We start from the raw sequence: 19052 nt of genomic DNA, 5'->3' as shown, positions 1-19052 counted from the left end.
GCCATCGACCATCCGGCGGGCGCCAACGAGAACGACGTGGCGTTCACGGTCGGCTACACGACCACCGACCATGACGGCGACACGGCGCCCGGCTCGCTGACGATCAATGTCGACGACGACACGCCGACGATTACGAAACCGTTCGACGGTGACCGGAACAACCTCACCGGAGACCCGCTTATCGGAACCCACGAGATTTTGGCCAACGTCAACCCCTCCTCAGCCGTCGGAGACTTCGGATACTCCATCGGTGCAGATTCTCACTCGGCCGCATTCTATGGGGCTGGGGGTTCCGACTTTGTCGATCAGGATGGCGACCCTTTGAACGGCATCCAGCTCAGCCTGTTTGGTAACCTCACCGGTCTTGTGCCCAACACGGAGACCCCGTTCATCAGTTCGTACGCGACGCTCCAGCCGGGAGAAGACGCCCACCAGGCAACGTTCAACTGGCAAATCACATACGACAGCGACCCGAACAGTGCAGTGGATCCGCCGGCCACGGCGGGTGGCACCCTCGTCTTCAACAAGGATGCCGACACCTACACCATCACCTTGAACGACGCGCTGGAGGGCTTCACCAAAGACATCCTGCACACCAGTGAACTCCTATCCAAGGAGCCCACGAGCAACGTCGGCCACCCGAACATCGTGGTGGAGAAGCTCTTCGACGCGACTAAAACGTCGGATCCGAACGACGAGGACTTCTTCGTGCAGTTCACGGCGAACTCGACAACCAACACCATCAAGTTCGGTCTTAACACGACCGGGGACAGCGACGACGCGACCCCCAGCGACACCGCATGGAATATCGGCGATTTGGTCACCAACAACCACGAGGATTGGGTATCAGCCACCCAGAGCACGAACGGGGTTGCTGGTGACACCATCCAGAAAGGCGAGTTGCTGACGCTGCGGTTCTTCGACCACAGCCCCACTATCGCCAGCGAGATCATCACCCCGAACCAGACGGCCAACGACATGGCCATCAAGTTCGACGGTATCGGCAACAGCGAGGACCTGATGGTCATCCTCGACCTCGTCGGCGCCGACGGTGTCGGACACACCACGAAGGCGATCTACATCTCGAACGCCGACATCTTCAAGACAGGGCAGGTGCCTGACGCCTACGCCGCCGACTTCCCGCTCGACAACAACGACGGGCTCGTGATCATCGAGAGGAACGACTACAACGGTGCCAACGAGAACTGGGTGATTCAAGGTGCCCAGATCATGCAATCCGGCAACGGGATCACCGGCAACACCACGGCGATCGACCTGCAGCGGGCGACGGGCTCTGATGGTGGTAGCACGACCTTCGCTCTACAAAACTGGGACGCAACGGACAACGACGTGCTGAAGATCGTGGACCTCGGCTTCACCTCGACGCAGACCACGACACCACAGGCGCACCTCGACTTCGGCGTCCAGTTGCAGGACGCCGACGGTGACACGACCACCATCCAACACATTTTAGTGGACGTCATCTGAGCAACGCACTTGGGGGGCGGTTAACACTGCCCCCCAACCGGCAGACCGGCCCCCACCTGCTGTGGGCCGGTCTTTGTCGCCAATTACCATCCCGCTATGACCCGCACACAGTCCAGAGATAATGAAAACGATGAAAACGGCAAATCCACAGCCACCTGCCCTGCAGGTGGTGATGAAAGAGGCCAGACGCGCCATCCGGCCGCTAATCTGGTTCAGCGGCGGCATCAACGTGCTGATGCTGACCGGGGCGTTTTATATGCTGCAGGTCTACCACCGCGTACTCGGCAGCCATAGCCTGGAGACGCTGGTGATGCTGTCGCTGATGGCGCTGGCGGCGCTCGGGACACTCGCGGGGCTGGAAGTGGTACGCGGGCGTCTGTTGGCCAAGGTCGGGTCATGGATGAACGCAAGGTTGGGCCCAGTTCTCCTGACCGCATCGGTGGAATACGCCGCTTCTGCCCCAGGCCAGATCAACGCGCGACCACTGCGCGACCTCGACCAGGTGCGGAATTTCTTGACCAGCCCGAGCATCTTCCCGATCCTCGACGCGCCCTGGGCACCGATCTTCTTCGCCGCTATCTTCCTCATGCATCCTTGGCTGGGCTGGCTGGCTCTTTGCGGCGGGCTCGTGCTGTTCGCACTCGCTTTGCTGAACGAATACATCACACGCAAGCCGTTGACCGAGGCCACAAGCGCTCAATCGCGGGCATACACACAGGCAGAGGCAGCGATCCGCAACGCCGAGGTCGTCCAGGCTATGGGCATGCTGAAGCCCCTGCTGGAGGGCTGGAAGGCGCATCAGGACGAGGCAAACAAAGGACAGGTTCTTGCCGCCAACCGGGGCGGCGTCATTGCGGCCATCGCTCGTTGCCACCGCCTGGCCCTGCAGATGGCCATCCTCGGCCTCGGCGCTTACCTGGTGCTGAAAAACGAGGCTTCACCCGGCATCATGATCTCCGCCTCGATCCTGATGGGCCGTGCGTTGGCCCCTGTCGAGCAAGCGATCGCCACGTGGAAGGCGACGGTCGGAGCGCGTGCCGCTTACCGGCGTCTCACCGCGGTCGCCGGACAGCGTCAGGAGGCCACGCCGGTTCTGCCACTGCCACGACCCAAAGGCAGGTTCGAGGCCGACAACCTTGTGCTTGCCCGTCAGGGCGGCGAACCGATCCTGAAGGGCGTCAGCTTCCAGCTCAAGCCTGGCGAAGCGATGGCGTTGATCGGCCCGAGCGGCGCCGGCAAGACAAGCCTGGCGCGAATCCTTGCCGGCGCCTGGCGTCCGACCGGAGGGCGTGCCTTGCTTGACGGCATGAGCATTGTCGAATGGGCGGCCGAGGACAGGGGTCGACACGTCGGCTATTTGCCACAGGACATCGAGCTCTTCGCCGGCACCGTCTCCGAGAACATCGCCCGGTTTGCGTCGCTCAACCCTGCGGTCTTCAACAATGTGGTCAAGGCCGCGCAGTTGGCCGGCGTCCACGAACTCATCAAGGGGTTGCCGAAGGGCTACGCCACCGAGATCGGTGAAGGTGGTGCAGCACTGTCCGGCGGGCAACGCCAGCGCATCGGGCTGGCGCGAGCCCTCTACGGCGACCCGGCGTTCCTTGTCCTCGACGAGCCTAACTCCAATCTCGACCATGAGGGAGAGCAAGCACTGGCTACAGTCATCGGCGGGCTCAAGGCGGCAGGTACGACCCTGATCTTGATTTCGCACCGGCCAAGCATTCTGGAAAAGGTTGACAAGGTGCTGGTCCTTAGCCACGGCGCACAGGACCTTTTCGGGCCTCGCGACGCCGTGTTCAGCGAACTCGCCAGCCGCGCCCGCAAGGTGACCCAGATGCCAAAGGTAACCCAACTGCCTACCCTCGAAGTGGTCAAGGAAGTCAACGACAGCAAAGAGGTCAAGGAAGCATGACCCGCTCCCCAGCATTGAACGTTGTGCCATTACCCGTCGCGCCGCCCTCCCTTTTGGAACCGGTACCCCTGCGTCTGGCCGGCGTGACGTTCACCGGATTCGCGATCATGTTCCTGTTCTTCGGCGTGGCCGGGGGCTGGGCGGCCCTGGCACCCCTGGACAGCGCCGCGGTCGCACCGGGCGTTGTCAAGGTCGCCGGCGACCGCAAGCTCATCCAGCATCTCGAGGGCGGCATCATCGCGGAGTTGAACGCCGCCAATGGTGATATCGTCAAGGCGGGCAAGGTCCTCATCCGCCTCGATGACACACAGGCGAAGGCGCAGCTTGACCTGGTCCAGAACCGGATAGCGACGCGTGAAGCGCTGGCCGCGCGTCTCAGGGCCGAGCGCGACGGCAAGGCCGAGATCGGGTTTGACCCGGCGTTGCTCGCAAACCCCGCCAAGGCCGTGAAGGACTCGGTGGCCGCACAGCGTGACGTGTTCGCGGCAAAGCACCACAATCTGACGGACGAGCGGGAAATTCTCAGCCAGCGCCGTCACCAGACCGAGGATGAGGTAAAGGGACTGGAGGAGCTCATCGTCACCGAAGACAAGCAGATCGAGGCGATCGAGGGTGAAAGCAAGGACCTTGAGAGCCTACTCAAGAAGGGGCTGACCACCCGCGAACGGAACCTGTTGCTCAGACGACAACAGCGGGCAATGGAGGGGGAGCGCGCCACCAACGTCGCGGCAATCGCTCGTGCCAGAAGCGCCATGGCCGAGATCGACATGCAAGTCTTGAACCTCGACACGGTGCGGCTGAACGAGGCCGTCGATGAGTTGAGCAAGGTCGAGGCGGAGTTGTTCGATCTCGGACAGCAGGAGCGCTCCGCCAGGGACGTGCTTAACCGTACCAATGTCGTCGCACCGGTTGACGGCATCGTCATGGATCTGAAGGTCCATACGGCGGGCGGTGTCGTGAAACCCGGCGAGACATTGATGACGGTCGTGCCGCTCGGACAGCAACTCGTGGTCGAGGCCATGGTCAAACCAGAGGACGTCGAGACGATCGCCCCCGGGCAGCCCGCGCGCGTCAGCTTCCCGGCCTTTGCCCGCTACAACCTGCCGCCGCTCGAGGGCGTCGTGGAGATCGTGTCGGCCGACCGCATGGTGGAGGAGCGCAGCGGGGCACCGTATTTCGCCGCGACCGTTTTGATCGACAAGAGCGAACTCGCCAAGCTGGAGGGCCGCAAGCTGCTGCCTGGCATGTCGAGCGAGACGATGATCCGGACAGGTGCCCGCACCGTGCTTTCCTACCTCGCCGAGCCGATCACGCAGAACTTCCGCCGGGCCATGCGGGAAAAATAATCGTAGGCCGCCCAACGGCCGGGCGCCAGTCTGGACGCCCCGGCCGGGCACAACCGAAAACATCGCACGGGGGCTTTCCGCGACGCAGCCAAGACCGCGCCGGAAGCATATCACAACCAGCGCGGTTACCCCGCAAGCGCCTGTCGCGGCTTGATCTATCGAACGATGTACATCGTTCGATCAGGTATGGGCATTGACCCCAATACTATCGAACTGAGAATGGACGCGTCCTCTTCACTGGCGACATAATGGCGTATGAGGGCCGCTCATCCAGGACGCGACCGGAGTGCACACTGGCAGGTGCACCCCGGGGCTATCGGATGTGTGGATCGTTAGAATCTAACCCCAAGGGGACAACGATCATGGCAATTACCATCACCGATTCCGTCACGCTGGACGAATCTTCCGGACTGCAGAACACCAACGTTGCAATCCCCGGCATCGAGGACAACAACGACAACGATATCCTTGTGACGTCACTGGATGCCACATTCTCCACCCGTCTCTTCACCGACCTCGGGCTGAGCAGCAGTTTCTCCACCACGAACGGTGCGGCGACCAATACCGTGGCCACGCTGAGCGGCGGCTCCACCCTGGAAGGATTCGTCCAGGATGACGGCAGTGCACTGCCCGTCTACGACGTAGTCAGCGGCGGTCCCCCACCCACCACGGTCGCGACCAGTTTCACGACGCTCGACGGCGAGGCTATCTATCTCTGCATCGACAGCGCCAGCGGGCTTGGCGATAACCTGGTGTTTGGCGTCGACGCGTCGGGAGACGTGGTCTTTGCCGCCTACATCACGACCAGTGGATCGGACGTCACCATCTCCATGGTGCAGTTCGAAGCCATCGACAACCCCGATACGACAAATCCCGACGATCCCGTCAATCTCAGCGGCCTTATCGATGTCGCGATAACTTCGCCAAAGGTGTTCAACTTCGACACTCTGCCCTCGGGGCAAAACCTGTTCGGCACGGTCGGCGACGCCGACGCCGCCATCGTGGTCATCGGTCGCGATATCGACCTGAAGGCCGACAACACCTTCACCAATTCCAGCGACACGATCAACACGTCGCAAGGCGGCGGCACCGTCACGATCGGCATCAACAACCAGATGTTCGATGCAGGTGAAGGCGCCTACTTCACCTATGTCACCGATCCGGACCCCAACTATCTGTCGGGCGTTGTCGGCGGCCTCGATCAGAATGAAGCGGACGACCTCGACAACGTGCAGTTCGGCGGCACACTCGATGTTACCGGTGGCTTCCTTGTCATTTCGCAAATCCAGGGCAATACGGACGCAACGCTGACGATCGAAGCCTTTCTGGCTCCCAACGCCGACGGCGCCGATTTCGACACCGCGCTCGGAACCGGCGACGTGATCGACATCACGTCCATCACGGTGACCGCCGACGGGACCGTTTACACCTTCAGCGCCGACGGCACTCAGGACGGCATCACGGTTTCGAACCTGGCCGGCGTCCACGACAAGGTCGAGATCGCGGGCCTCGGCGCCGGCGACAAGGTCGAATGGACGACCGCGACCGATCACAACCAGGTCCTCGTCGAGGACGTCGAGGGCAAATTCGACATCGGCCAGTTCGGATTGACGCAAGGCGTGGTCGAGCATGTCGACATCGGCGACAAGATTCGCTTCGAGGACGACGGCCCGACGGCGGCATTGACCGACACAACAGTCACGGTGCTGCATGACGAGACGGCGGGCGTCGACCCGAGTTCAGACGACCAGTCCGGCGTCCCGCCTGCCGACTTTACCGCGCTCGGGACTGTGCTCGGCTGGGCAGCCAGTGCCTCGGCGGTGGTCACAGCCAATTCGGACTTCGGCACTGACGGACCCGGCAGCGAAACGCTGTCGCTCAACGTCAGCGGCCCGAATGCCGATTCCGGCTTCGGAACGCTGGACGGGCACAAAATCCTGCTCAATCTCGAGGGCGACCTCGTCGTCGGCCGGGTCGATACCCTCGACGATGGCAGCGTCGACAACACCGACGCGGTGGCCATCGCCATCTCGCTCGACGCGACAACCGGCATCCTCAGCGTCGCGCAATATGTCGCGATCGCTCATCCGGACGCCAGCGACCCCGACGATGTGCTGACGATGAACGACGGCGCGCTGCTGGCGGTGGTCGACACCGTTGACGGCGACGGCGACCCCGACAGCACCAGCATCGCCATCGGCGACAAGGTGCAGATCAGGGACGACGGCCCGACTGCGACCGGAGAGCCGGTATCGGCGACGGTGGCGGAGGACGACCTGGCGAGGGCAGACGGCGATTCCTCAGACGGCAACGACGATAACGTTCTACTACTCAATCAGGACGAAACCAGCGGAACGGTGGCGACCCTTGTGTCGTCCGGAACCGACGCGCCGGCGACCTTCAGCCTGTCGACGGACACGTCCGGCCTGGTGAGCCAGAACCTGACCTCGAAGGGCGACACGATCACCTACAGCGTCAACGGGACGGGCGATCTGCTGACCGCCACCGCCAATGACGGGACTGGCGATCGCATCGTGTTCACGCTGGCGCTGGCCGCAACCGGCGGCTACACCTTTGACCTTCAGGACCAGATCGACCACGCAGCCGCCAGCGGCGATGCCGGTACCCTGGCGCTCGACCTGTCGTCGATGCTGGTGGCGACGGATGCCGACGGCGACACGGTGACGCCTGACATCAATGCCTTCGTCATCAATGTCGAAAACGACGTGCCGGTGATCAGCGCGCAGATATTGAGCGGCGTTGTCGACTTCGCGGCCGGCGATTTCGTCAGCAACTCGCTGAACGGCATCATCGGCGCCGACGAGAACACCGCCGACAACCTGTCGGGCGACGGCACCAAGACCTACACCTTCACCGACTATACGACGCCGACCAACGTCTTCCCGACCCTCACGGCGGTGCTGTCGCCTGACAAGACGACGATCGACTATTACTCGGACGCCACGCTCGGCACGCTGGTCTACGACATCGTGCTCGATCAGGACGGCAGCGGCGAGTATACCTTCACCGTCCACGAGAATCCGCCGCCGGCCTTCACCTCGTTTGACTTCAGCGACCTGCCATCGGGCCAGAACCTGTTCGGCGTCATCGCCGCCGACAAGGCGGATCTCGACGGCACCGCTCTACTGGTGATCGGTTCCGACGTGCAGCTCAAGGCCGATGGAACCTATGTCACCAGCGGCGCCAATGCCAGCGACACCATCAACACCTCCAAGGGCGGCGGACCGGTGACGATCGGCATCGGCAACCAGATGTTCGATCCGCACGACGGCGCATTCTTCGTCTATCTCGACAATCCCGACGACGATTCGGTCGCCGGGGTCACTGGCGGGCTGACGCAGAAAACGGCCGACGATGCCGACACCATCGGCTTCCAGGGCACGACCGAGGTGACCTCTGCTTCCGTGGAGATCTCGCAGGTGCAGGGCAATACGTTGGCGACGATGGACATCTTCGCCTACGACATCGACAACGCCATCCTTGGCCAGGTCGACACCGATGCAGAGGCCCGCGCCTTTGCCCTGGATCCCATAGCCGACGCCACCGCGGTCAACATCACCGGGGTCAGGGTGCTCGATGCCAACGGGGACCTGGTCGAAAGCTGGACGGACAGCAATCTGGACGGTGTCTATGAGAAGACGTTCGACATTAATCTGACGGACAGCGTCACCTTCAACTTGGTCTCCACCGGCATCTACAGCGCGCGGGTGTCCGGCCTCGGCGCCAAATACACGGTCGAGTTCGACACCGAAACCGGGCACGACGTGGCCGACATCGAGGCTGTCGCCGGCAAGTTCGACATTGGCGGCTTCAACCTGCTGCAAGGGCAGGACACGCCGGACCAATCGTTCGACTTCGCTGTCCAGATCACCGACTACGACAGCGACGTCGACGGCGGTACCGCCGATGCGTTCGCCAACTTCTCGGTCGGCGTCGACGGCACCGGTGTCTTCGACGACGGCATTGCCTGACACGACACCGGCCGGACGCCAGACTCGACGCTCGGCCGGACACTACAAAGCATTGAACCCCGGGGGCTACCGTGACGCAGCCAAGACCGCAGTTCCAGGACGTGATGCATCTGGCACGGCGCCAGGCACCCGCCCTGCTCCTCTTCAGCCTGCTGGCCAATATTCTGCTGCTGGCCAGCACCGTCTACATGCTGCAGATCTACGACCGGGTGCTGTCGAGCGGCTCGATCGACACGCTGATGTGGCTGACCGTGGCGGTGATCGGCGCGATCGCCGTCTATGGCCTGCTGGAACAGGCCCGCCGGATGATCCTCGGGCATATCAGCCAATGGCTCGACGACCAGCTGAGTGTTCCTGTGATCGAGCGCGCCATGGAGGCTCGCCTCGTGGGCGGCAACGGCGTCGAGGCCGGCCTGAAGGATGTGTCGGATCTGCGCGGTTTCGTTGGCGGTGACGGCATGCTGACCTTTCTCGATGCGCCGTGGACGCCCGTCTTCCTGATGTTCATGTGGCTTCTGCACCCGGCATTGGGCCTGGTCGGAATTGCCGGAGCGATCCTTTTGTTCTGCGGCGCGCTCGCCAATGATTTCCTCACCCGTCACAGGGGCCAGGAAGCGGCGGCGGGGCTGCGTCGAAACCAGGCCGCGGCCGGTCAATACATCGATGGCGCCGAGACGCTGCGCTCACTCGGCATGTCCGAGCCGGCGCTGCGGCGCTGGGGGGAAAGGCAGCAGTCGTTGATGGAAATCCAGGCGCAACTGCTCGGGCGCACAACGACCATCGGCAGCCTGTCGCGCTCGCTCCGGCTGGCGCTTCAGGTGGCGGTGTTGGGGCTTGGCGCCTATTTTGTCCTGCATGGCGAACTGACCGCGGGATCGATGATTGCCGCCTCGATCCTGCTGAGCCGGGCGCTGGCGCCGATAGAACGCTCGATCGGCGCCTGGCGCGGCCTGGTTACCGCCCGCACGGCACGCCGCAACCTGATGCGGCTTTTCGCCGACACCGGGTCGATGCAAAACGCCTGCGTGAAGCTGCCGCGCCCGCAAGGGCGGCTGAGGCTCGAGAACCTGAACTACTATGCGCCGGGAGCGCCGCAGGCCCTCTTGAACCGGGTGGCCTTCAGTGTCGAGGCGGGCGAGACCTGCGGCGTGATCGGCTCGTCGGGTTCCGGCAAGACCACGCTTTGCCGCCTCATTGTCGGAACGCTGCGTCCGTCGCTCGGCCATGTCAGACTGGACGGTGCGGAGGTATCGAGCTGGCCATCCGACCAGATGGGCATGCATATCGGCTATCTGCCGCAGCAGGTCGAGCTGTTCCCCGGCACGATCGCCGAGAACATTGCACGCCTGCGCGACGTCGACAGCGGCGCGGTCGTCGCCGCGGCGCAGCTTGCCGGCATCCACGAGATGATCCTGCGGCTGCCGAACGGTTACCAGACCGAGGTCGGGTCACGTGGAGCTCGGATATCGCGCGGCCAACGTCAGCGCATCGCGCTGGCCCGGGCGCTGTTCGGCGATCCGGCGCTGGTGGTGCTCGACGAGCCGAACACCGGCCTCGACGGCGACGGCGAGATGGCATTGTTCAACGTGCTTCGACATCTGAAGGAACAAGGCCGCACCGTTATCCTCATCAGCCACCAGACCAACCTTTTGCGCACCGCCGATCGTGTCGTCTTGCTCCAGGACGGCTGCATCTCGATGTTCGGCACGCGCGACGAGGTGCTCGGCGCTCTGGCCGGTCAGGCCAAGCGCATCGCCGTGCCGGCATCCGTGCGGGACAAGATCGCCGCCAATGTGCCGGCACAGCTGAAGGCAGTGGAGTGAACCCATGGACGATCGATTTGGCGATCTGTCGACGATGCTGGACCTGCTGATGGTCAGCCTGCGCGACATGGTGGACAAGCTGACCATCGCTCTCGGAGATCTGACGGGCGCGGCCTCGAGCTGGTTCGACGGGCTGGGCCTGCCTGCACGTATCGCGGTGGCGGCAGCGGCAGCCGCGCTGCTTCTGCCTATCCTTGCCAACTTCTTCCGGCGGCGATCGCATGCATTTCGCGCCAGCAAGTGCGATCTGAAGCAGCGTACGCGGCCGGCGCGCATGCTGGGCTACGTCTCGGCGATCGGTTTTGTCGGCGGCATCGCGGTCTGGTCAAGCGTGGCGCTCCTGGCAAGCGCCGTCGTCGCCAACGGCGTCGTCAGCCCGGAAGGCTACCGCAAGACGGTCCAGCATCTGGAGGGCGGCATCATCGGGGCTATCCATGTGCGGGAGGGCGACAAGGTCAGTGCCGGCCAGATCCTGATCAGCATGAAGACGACCGACGCACAGGGCCGCTACGACGAGCTGCAGGGGCGCTACATCCGTCTCCTGGCAGCCGAGGCGCGCCTGCTTGCGGAACTTGCCAAGCAAGACCAGATCATCTTTCCCAAAGAGCTGACGTCGATCGACAGCGAGATCGCCCGAAAGGTGGTTGTCGAGGAGCAGGCGCTGCTCAACAGCCGCCTCGCGACCCGCGAAGGTCGCGAGCAGATCCTCAACAAGCGCATAGCGCAGATAGAAGAACAGATCACGGGATCGAGGGAAGTGATCGCGGCGCAAGGCGAGCAGCTCGGCCTGATCGACCAGGAGATCGGTTCCGCGACGGTGCTCTACAAGAAGGGACTGGAGCGCCTGCCGCGAATCCTGGCTCTGCAGCGAGCCCAGGCCGACATCCGGGCCAACCAGGCGTCGAACCGGTCGCAGGTCGCGCGCAACGAGCAGCAGATCGGCGAGACCAATCTGCAGCTGCTCAATCTACGCCAGCAGGACAGCGAGAGCGCCAATGAGGACCTTGCCAAGGTGCGCGGCGACCTGGCCGAACTGCGCAGCCAGCTGCCCTCACGCCAGGATGTGCTGACCAGGACCGACATTGCCGCGCCGATCGCGGGAACGGTGATGAACCTGCGCGTGACGACCGAATCCGGTGTGATTTCAAGCGGCCAGGCGCTTCTCGATATCGTTCCTAACGAGCCCAATCTTGTCATCGATTCCAGGATCAAGCCGGCCGATATCGACATGGTGCATCCCGACATGCCGGCCCGCGTGGTGCTGTCGGCCTATCCGACCAGGCACCTGCCGCAGATCCATGGCTTGCTAACCTCGGTGTCGGCGGACCGGCTAACGGACGAGAGGACCGGAGAGCCTTATTTTCTCGCCAAGGTCAAAGTCGATACCGCCGACCTGGAAAAGCTGCACGACGTCCATCTGTCGCCCGGCATGCCGGCGGAAGTCATGATCCTGACCGGCGAGCACACGCTGCTCGACTACATGCTGGCGCCGGTTCGCGACTCGCTCAATCGCGGGTTCAGGGAGCATTGATGCAGGTCGCCCAAAAGTGACCTCGGTTTTGGGAGAACGACATGTATAGAAACAATGACCTAACTAGGCGGGTCGCCTGAATCCGTTCAGACGCGGCACGCTTTAGCCCCTACGGCCGCTGCATCTGGCATTTCCCCGGGCTTTGAATAACCCTCGCGCCGACGCCCGACGATTGTCAGCTGTGGAGATGCGTCAATTCAAGCGCGGCTCCATCCCGGACGCCGGCCATGCGTTGCTCGGCGGACCGGAACATGTCCTCGAACTCCACCTCGTTTTCGAATATCACGCCGCCGACTTTGACGCTCAGCGCATCCTCGGTCCCTTTTGGTGCGAAATAGACTTGCGCGATACGCGACCGGATACGCTCGCCGATTTCGCTGGCTTCCGCTTCGGTGGCGCCCGAGAGGAAGACCCCGAACATCGAAGCCCCTATACGTCCAACCAGATCCTCCGCGCGCACCGACGATCGTATGGTCGAGGCGACCAGCCGCAAGGCCTCGTCGCCCCATTCAAGGCCAAAGCGCAGGTTGATGGACCGCAAATCTTCCGAATGGATGACCAGGAAGGCGCCCGATTTGGGACCCGGCGCCGATGGCCTTGCTGTTCTTCGTTCGACCATCGACGTGAACACCGCTCCGTTCAGGCAGCCTGTCGTGGTGTCGAAGGTTGCCGACTTGTCGAGTTCCCGGCGATAGCGGCGGACCTCGATCTGCTTCAATCCGACGAACAGAAAAAGCGGAACGCCGAGGATAACAGGCAGCAGGATCGCCGTGATCATACTGCGCCCAAATGGTGTCAGCGCCTCCGAGAACAGCAGCAGATAGTTGAGGCCGACGGAAAAGGCCAGGATTCCCATGGTTCCCAGAAAGGTCAGCCAAGCGACGCCTTTCCATCCCTGGGCGGTGGTGGTCGCCGTTGTCTTTGTCACTGGCCGATCTCCTGTGGATGGGCTTGTATAAGGCCGGTGTGTTGCAATTTCAGTTTCAAGGAACCTTGCAATTTAATCGATTGCGCGATGACCCCATGAAAGGCTGCGGACGAAATGGTTCGCTCCCAATGCATGTCGCCCAAAAGTGACCTCGGTTTTGGGAAAACGACATGCATAAAAACAAAGACCTAAAGCGCGTCGCCTGAATCCTTTAAATGGATTCAGGCGACGCGCTTTAGGGAAAGCTGCACCCGTGACGGTTAACAAACAAAATATCAGGGTTGAATGGCCGGCTATTGTGCCGAACCGAATATGCCCATCTGCGCATTTCTGGCTGTGGCCTCCGCCTTTCCGTAGATGCCGCTCGGCAGCGCCGTGGCCCAGCCATTGGAGACAAGCCAGGCGCCGACATCCTGCTTGCCCAGCCTGCACGGCGCGGCGATGGCAAAGCGCTCGACGTCCGGCGGCACGAAACATTTCAGCGCGCGTCCCCTCAGCCAGGCATTGAAAGCGGCGCGTGCGCGCTGACCGCATGGCCAGTTGACGTCGTGAAACGAGCAGGATCTGTCGAGGTCGATGCCTTGCGCCCCGCTGATGATCACCTTCCGGCCCACGGATTCGAAAACCACCGACTCCGTCGCGATCGGGCGGTAGAGCAAGACTTCCCGCCAATCCTTGGGCATCGGCGTTTTCGGGGGCACGGCGAGACCGAGCTCGCTGAGCGGCGGGCGGGGCTCGACCCGTTCGATCTCCGCGGGATCGAGCCGTGGCGGAGCGATGAGGTCTTGAGCAACCTTGCGCGCCGGCTCTCGGCGTTGTTCGTCGATAACAGTCGCGGGGGGTCGGATTGGCTGCGTGTCGTCACCATCCTGCGAAGGGGCCAGGACAGGCCGATCGATCGGGAGCAAAGCCCCGGCCCTACCGATCAGCAGGATCCCAGCCAGAAGCAGCAGGCTTCCGAGCCCGATCGCCTGGCGGCTGCGGACAAACCTGCCCATCAGCTCGAACGGGTTCTCAAGGCTTCTCGCCGATCAGAAACCCGACGTCGATTTGGCAACCAGCTTGAGAGCACCTTTTTCAATCCGATAGAACGGCATCGATCGTTCGCTGGATCCGTCGGCCCGAAACCGGAACAGGCCTGTCGATCCACGAAACCCGTTTGGATTTTCGAGAATTTTCTTGCTGAAGCCTTCAGGCCCGACCGAACTGGCAATCCCTGCGGTCAGGGCAACCATATCATAGGCGTAGGCCACGTTGACGTCGGCCGGGTAGTTGTATGTCGTCCTGAAGCGGTCGGCGATCGGCCCGGTTTCGCGCGGATCGAGTGTGGCGATATAGGCCCCCTCGAAAAGCGGATCCATGGGATGGTCCAGCCAACGGTTGGTTCCGACGACGGAGATTTTCTTCCCCGGAATGCCCTTTGATTTGAGGGCGGCAAGGATGGCTGACGGACTGCCATCGCCGCTGGCGACGATGACGGCGTCGGGGGCTTCCACCAGCGAGCCCATGTCGTCGACCGCTTTCGCGCCACTGTCGCCGGCCGAATACGGGACGGTGACCGCCAGCGTCGCGCCGTAGATGCTGAGGCTGTTTGCGACCCGCTTTTCCACGGCGCCGGCGTTTGGCCCTGCCGCGACCAGCAGGACGAACTTCTTGCTGCCTTTCGCCGCCAGTCCCGCGGCGCCCGCGGCGGCGCTGTCCGCTTCGCCCAGCAGCACGGCATAAACCCCGGCGCCGCCGGCGAAATTATCGGCAAGTGCCAGCACCGGTGGCCGCGTCGATCCCGACAGTCTGGCAATATGCTGGGCCGCCGGCAGTTCGGTCGGGCCGATGACGGCCTTCGACCCCGTCGTTATGGCCGTTATCGCCAGTTTGCTGGCCAGAGTGCTGTCGCCTCTGGTGTCCTCTACCGTCAGCGTAAGCAATCCATTGCCGATATCCGTCATCGCCAGCTTGGTGGCATCGAGCATCTTCCTGCCGTTTTCCCCTGCCGTTCCGGCGGCGGACAGCGGCAGCAACATGGTGATCTTCGTCGGACCGGTGCCCAGCGACTGGGTCGCCTGGACTGGACCGGCAACAGCGGCGCCATTCTGCCCGGCAGGTACGGCAACCGCCGCCGGATCGAGCGCTTCGGAAACGCGATCTTTCGATTGGCAGCCCGACACCATGATGGCGAGCGCAAGGGCAATTGCCCATGTCCGTGGACAGGGGATCGGTCGGCCAGCTTCCATGAATACTCCACCCCTATTTGCCACCGGCTTCCCGGTCTGGCCTTCAAGACATGTTACGGCGGACTTGCCGTGCCGTCTGCATTTCTTTTATCCGTGGAAAAGCCTGGCTCTGAGCGCCTTGATCTGTCGTGCCTGCCCGGCACTCCGATACCAGGCGCATTTCATGTACCGCGGCCCGGGCACGAACACGCGGCGCACGCAAACTCCTTTTGCCTGGGCAGGCGCTCCACCCTCTCCTCCTGGCGAAAATGCGGAAAAGCCGAAGGATGCCACCGGCAACGGGCCGGTCACGTCGATCCCCTCCCTTGCCAGGATTGCGCGCGCACGCTGACAGTAGCGCACCGAAAGTGCCGAGAACCGGCTTTCATTGTGCCCGGCGCGATACTTCATGACGGTGGTGCACAGATCGCCCGCGGCCAGCCTGTTGGCCAGCGCAAGATATCTGACCCCCAGCGCGATGTTGGTCGCCGGCGCGCTCAGATCGTCCAGGGAGCCTCGAAATCCAAGCATTCTGGCCGTAGCCGGCATCACCTGCATCAGGCCGACTTCGCCATCGGCGCCCTGCACGCCGGGATCGAACCCGCTTTCGATCTCCATGACGGCATGCGCCAGCAGCGGCTCCATGCCATAGATCGATGCCTGGCAGCTGGCAAACGCCTTGAATGTCTGCCGGGTCCACTGCGTGGCCGCCTCACAGTGCACCGGTGGCACCGGATTGGAGGACTGTTCCACGGAAGGTCGCTCCAGCCAGTTGGCGCTGGCCGGCGTGACAGCATGGCCAAAGCCGATCAACGCGACCGCACCGGCGATCGCGCTCAGGAATGATCCGTCGGCTGTCATGATGGCCAACAGGCGTGGCTTCGCCTATCCGGTCAGTGCATGTACTCGACCATGCGATCGTGAAAACACTCGCATTTGTTGAGTGTGTCTTCGTCCTTGTAGTTCGTCTTCAGGTAGCCGTAAGCCATGCCGCAAGCGACCTTGGCCTCCGACGCCCAGACAAAGACGGGCCGGGACGAGTTGATCCACTCCGAACTGTTGGCGGCGGCCACCGACTCGTCCATCAGCTTCACCACCTGCGTCCTGAGATCGACGATGTTGTCGTTCAGCACCAGGTTGGACGTGCCGACGGTACGGCAATAGTCGCCCGTCGGACCTTCGATGATGTCGGCGGCATAACCCGTCGACCCGACTGCCAGCAACAGCGTCGCAGCGGAAACCAGCAGTCTTGCAGAACGTTTCATGTTGAGCTCCCCTCGATATTAGCGATGTATAACATAATTACGCGGCCGCGCACCATGGCGTTAAACCAGGTTTGCCGTTGTCTGATGCTGGGTTACGCCATCGTCGTAGAGCAGCGTGATAGTGCTGGCCACGGGGTGATTCACTAGCTCCGCCACTGGGACAAAATTGGCCGGATCTCCCGAACCGCCCGTGTCGACACTCAGAGCGCCGGTTCCCGCATCGTAGTTCACGAAGTTGCCGATGTTGCCAGGAGTCGTGTCGAACAGCGCCGATAGGTCGATCTTGTCGCCGTCGCCGCCATTGTAGTCGATGATGACATCCTTGATGTTGAGATCATCGAGCTTGAACGTATCGGCGCCGTTTCCTCCAGTCATGGTGTCCTGGCCGAGGCCTCCGATGAGAAGGTCATTGCCGTCGCCACCGTTCAGAGTATCGGCTCCGGCAAACCCTTGCAGGATATCGTTGCCTTCATTGCCGTTCAGCGTGTCGCCATTGGCCGTACCCTGCATGGTCTCGGCATCCGCCGTGCCAGTATAGGTAACACCGTTGACAACGTGAACGTCCAGTTGCTGTGCCGTTGAGGTATCGCCGTCCGCGTCTTTCACGGTTACGTTGAAGGTGAGATCGGCATTTTGGGCCGTCGTCGTGGTGCTGACGAGCCCGATATCGGAAATCTTGAAGCCGTTATCATTGGTATCGGAGTTCAGGTTTTGAAACCCGGTGCTCGCTCCGCCGGCACCGATGTCACCGTTCAGATTGATCGCTGTGCCGGTGATGCCTTCATCGGTCGGAGTGATCTGTGCACCTACCAGCACATAGTGCTCACCGGCAGTATTGTAGTCATTCGATTCGATGATCAACAGGCCGTCATTGTTGTCGAGCGTTACGCTGGAGTAGATGCCCGGACCAGTGCCCGGGCCTTTGAAGATGTCGGCGTTCTCTACGTACATGGCCTTCGTCGTATAGGTGTCGGCTACCGTATCGTAGAGTTTCAGAATAACGATGAAGTCCTCAGCGTTTCCGATACCATCGAACTTCAGAAACATCGAACTCACCTGGGCAGTGGGCGTCAAACTTGTGAGCCCAGTTGGGTTTGTGGTGAAGAAGTCCATGTCCATGACTTCTCCCTGGCCCATGGTGTCGCCGGCAACGCCGTTTGCCGTACCGGAGATGGACACGAATGCCGAATCCTGGGTGAGATATTCTCCATTCACGTAGGTGAGCGAATTGCCGTCAAGCGAGCCCGATTGCAGGTTATTGGCATCAGTTCCAGAGCCCGGTTCCGCATAGCCGGTAAATTGGATGAACAGGTTTGCATTGACCTGGGCTACCGCCACATCCGGCTGGCTGGCGTCAGGCGTCGAGGTTCCCTCATGATAGCCGACTATAGAAGAAGAATTGCTCACAGTGCTGATCGTCACTGCGGAAATCGGGGCGGCCAGATCCACGGTGTAGGTTCCCGCCACCTTGTCGAAAGTGATGGTGCCTGTTTCCTGGGTGGACACCCCACCCGTGAGATAGCTGAAGCTGAGGTTGAATACGGCCGCTGTTGACGTCTCAGAAGCCCAGGTTACGGTCGGCGACGTGATCGCGTTTGCGGCCACAGTGCCGGCCAAAGTGATGGCGGCAAAGTCAGAATTGACGCTGCTGTAAGTCGTACGTCCGTCAGCACCGATGGAGTAGTCGAACACACCGGTTCCGCTGATGGTCCCGCTATTGGCGAAATAGAGATCTGTCTTGTCGAGAACTGTCGGCCCGTCGTCGTCGAAGGTGATCTGGCTCGACACATCGGCGGTGTTGCTCTTTGCCGTGTCATTGTCGCCGTCCTTGATCGTGACCGTCACGCCGAGGCTGCCGCTGGCCAGCGCCAGCGTCTCGTCGTAACTGTTAAAGCCGTTGCCGGCCGTCGCTTCCGTCGGATGATCCAGCGACAGATACTGCTCGACCGTGACCGCGCCGCTTGTCGCATTGATCGAGATCGCAAACGCCGCCTGGCCATTGAACGCGCCGCCGGACACAATGCCGACAACCGTGTTGCCGACCAGCTGGAGACTGATCGCCGAGCCATCCGTCAGCGTCAGGCCAGAGTTGGCATTCGTCACCGTCAATGCATAGGCCGTGCTCGCCGAGGCCGCGGGACCATCCGCGCCAAACAGCGCGCTTATCGTCACCAGCGCTCCTGCGCTGGTCGCTGTCGAGATATAGCCCGAGCCCGCCACATCGGGATCGTCGCCCTTCACGATGGCGCCCGTGTTGATCGTGGCAACGCCGCTCGAGGTCGCTGTCTCGTCGAGCGCGACCTTCACCGTCGAAGCCGCGGCCACCGTCACCGAGGGCCCGTCGTCGTCGAAGGTGATCTGGCTCGACACATCGGCGGTGTTGCTCTTTGCCGTGTCATTGTCGCCGTCCTTGACCGTGACCGTCACGCCGAGGCTGCCGCTGGCCAGCGCCAGCGTCTCGTCATAGCTGACAAAGCCGTTGCCGGCCGTCGCTTCCGTCGGATGATCCAGCGACAGATACTGCTCGACCGTGACCGCGCCGCTTGTCGCATTGATC

At 62.3% G+C, this 19052-nt stretch carries 11 protein-coding genes and 1 pseudogene; 6 read left to right on the top strand and 6 right to left on the bottom strand.

Annotated features, from left to right (window positions below):
- From NKG99_RS33585 to NKG99_RS33560, 6 genes and pseudogenes are all read left to right on the top strand, one after another.
- Nucleotides 1–1488: pseudogene (locus NKG99_RS33585) on the top strand (DUF5801 repeats-in-toxin domain-containing protein); the annotation flags it as partial.
- A gap of 130 nt (nt 1489–1618) precedes the next feature.
- Nucleotides 1619–3400, top strand: coding sequence for a type I secretion system permease/ATPase (locus NKG99_RS33580; RefSeq protein WP_352873673.1), 1782 nt, complete (start codon nt 1619–1621; stop codon nt 3398–3400).
- Nucleotides 3397–4746 (top strand): HlyD family type I secretion periplasmic adaptor subunit, encoded by a 1350-nt coding sequence (locus NKG99_RS33575; RefSeq protein WP_352873670.1) that lies wholly within the window; start codon nt 3397–3399, stop codon nt 4744–4746. The genes NKG99_RS33580 and NKG99_RS33575 overlap by 4 nt, the downstream gene beginning before the upstream one ends.
- A gap of 362 nt (nt 4747–5108) precedes the next feature.
- Complete coding sequence (locus NKG99_RS33570; protein WP_352873669.1) at nt 5109–8738, top strand: DUF5801 repeats-in-toxin domain-containing protein; 3630 nt, start codon at nt 5109–5111, stop codon at nt 8736–8738.
- 71 nt (nt 8739–8809) lie between these two features.
- Complete coding sequence (locus NKG99_RS33565; protein ID WP_352873667.1) at nt 8810–10561, top strand: type I secretion system permease/ATPase; 1752 nt, start codon at nt 8810–8812, stop codon at nt 10559–10561.
- Between the two features lie 4 nt (nt 10562–10565).
- Complete coding sequence (locus NKG99_RS33560) at nt 10566–12092, top strand: HlyD family type I secretion periplasmic adaptor subunit (RefSeq protein WP_352873666.1); 1527 nt, start codon at nt 10566–10568, stop codon at nt 12090–12092.
- 175 nt (nt 12093–12267) lie between these two features.
- Here the strand turns inward: NKG99_RS33560 and NKG99_RS33555 are convergent, their stop codons facing one another.
- The 6 genes from NKG99_RS33555 to NKG99_RS33530 form a co-directional block, all read right to left on the bottom strand.
- Complete coding sequence (locus NKG99_RS33555; protein WP_352873665.1) at nt 12268–13020, bottom strand: GGDEF domain-containing protein; 753 nt, start codon at nt 13018–13020, stop codon at nt 12268–12270.
- A gap of 293 nt (nt 13021–13313) precedes the next feature.
- Nucleotides 13314–14018 (bottom strand): thermonuclease family protein, encoded by a 705-nt coding sequence (locus tag NKG99_RS33550; RefSeq protein ID WP_352873663.1) that lies wholly within the window; start codon nt 14016–14018, stop codon nt 13314–13316.
- A 33-nt stretch (nt 14019–14051) separates the two neighbouring features.
- Nucleotides 14052–15251 carry an ABC transporter substrate-binding protein gene (locus NKG99_RS33545; protein WP_352873662.1) on the bottom strand — a complete coding sequence of 400 codons (1200 nt, stop codon included), beginning with the start codon at nt 15249–15251 and terminating at the stop codon, nt 14052–14054.
- Nucleotides 15252–15338: 87 nt separating this feature from the next.
- A complete protein-coding gene (locus NKG99_RS33540) occupies nt 15339–16091 on the bottom strand; it encodes a lytic transglycosylase domain-containing protein (protein WP_352873671.1) in 753 nt (250 codons plus the stop codon).
- Between the two features lie 32 nt (nt 16092–16123).
- Nucleotides 16124–16495, bottom strand: a complete 372-nt coding sequence (locus NKG99_RS33535) for a hypothetical protein (RefSeq protein WP_352873661.1) — start codon at nt 16493–16495, stop codon at nt 16124–16126.
- A gap of 60 nt (nt 16496–16555) precedes the next feature.
- Nucleotides 16556–19052: DUF5801 repeats-in-toxin domain-containing protein (locus NKG99_RS33530; RefSeq protein WP_352873660.1), on the bottom strand; the 2497-nt coding region annotated here is incomplete at its 5' end.

This window comes from Mesorhizobium sp. M1409 (assembly GCF_040317535.1).
In the GTDB taxonomy this organism is placed as follows: Bacteria; Pseudomonadota; Alphaproteobacteria; order Rhizobiales; family Rhizobiaceae; genus Mesorhizobium.
The sequence above is the reverse complement of the archived record's forward strand: the minus strand, read 5'-3'. Positions and strand labels throughout refer to the sequence as shown.

Excerpts from the sequence above, each read along its gene's own strand:
- NKG99_RS33580 (WP_352873673.1), top strand. The coding sequence starts at position 1,619 with ATGAAAACGGCAAATCCACAGCCACCTGCCCTGCAGGTGGTGATGAAA.
- NKG99_RS33575 (WP_352873670.1), top strand. The coding sequence starts at position 3,397 with ATGACCCGCTCCCCAGCATTGAACGTTGTGCCATTACCCGTCGCGCCG.
- NKG99_RS33570 (WP_352873669.1), top strand. The coding sequence starts at position 5,109 with ATGGCAATTACCATCACCGATTCCGTCACGCTGGACGAATCTTCCGGA.
- NKG99_RS33560 (WP_352873666.1), top strand. The coding sequence starts at position 10,566 with ATGGACGATCGATTTGGCGATCTGTCGACGATGCTGGACCTGCTGATG.
- NKG99_RS33550 (WP_352873663.1), bottom strand. The coding sequence starts at position 14,018 with ATGGGCAGGTTTGTCCGCAGCCGCCAGGCGATCGGGCTCGGAAGCCTG.
- NKG99_RS33545 (WP_352873662.1), bottom strand. The coding sequence starts at position 15,251 with ATGGAAGCTGGCCGACCGATCCCCTGTCCACGGACATGGGCAATTGCC.
- NKG99_RS33540 (WP_352873671.1), bottom strand. The coding sequence starts at position 16,091 with ATGACAGCCGACGGATCATTCCTGAGCGCGATCGCCGGTGCGGTCGCG.
- NKG99_RS33535 (WP_352873661.1), bottom strand. The coding sequence starts at position 16,495 with ATGAAACGTTCTGCAAGACTGCTGGTTTCCGCTGCGACGCTGTTGCTG.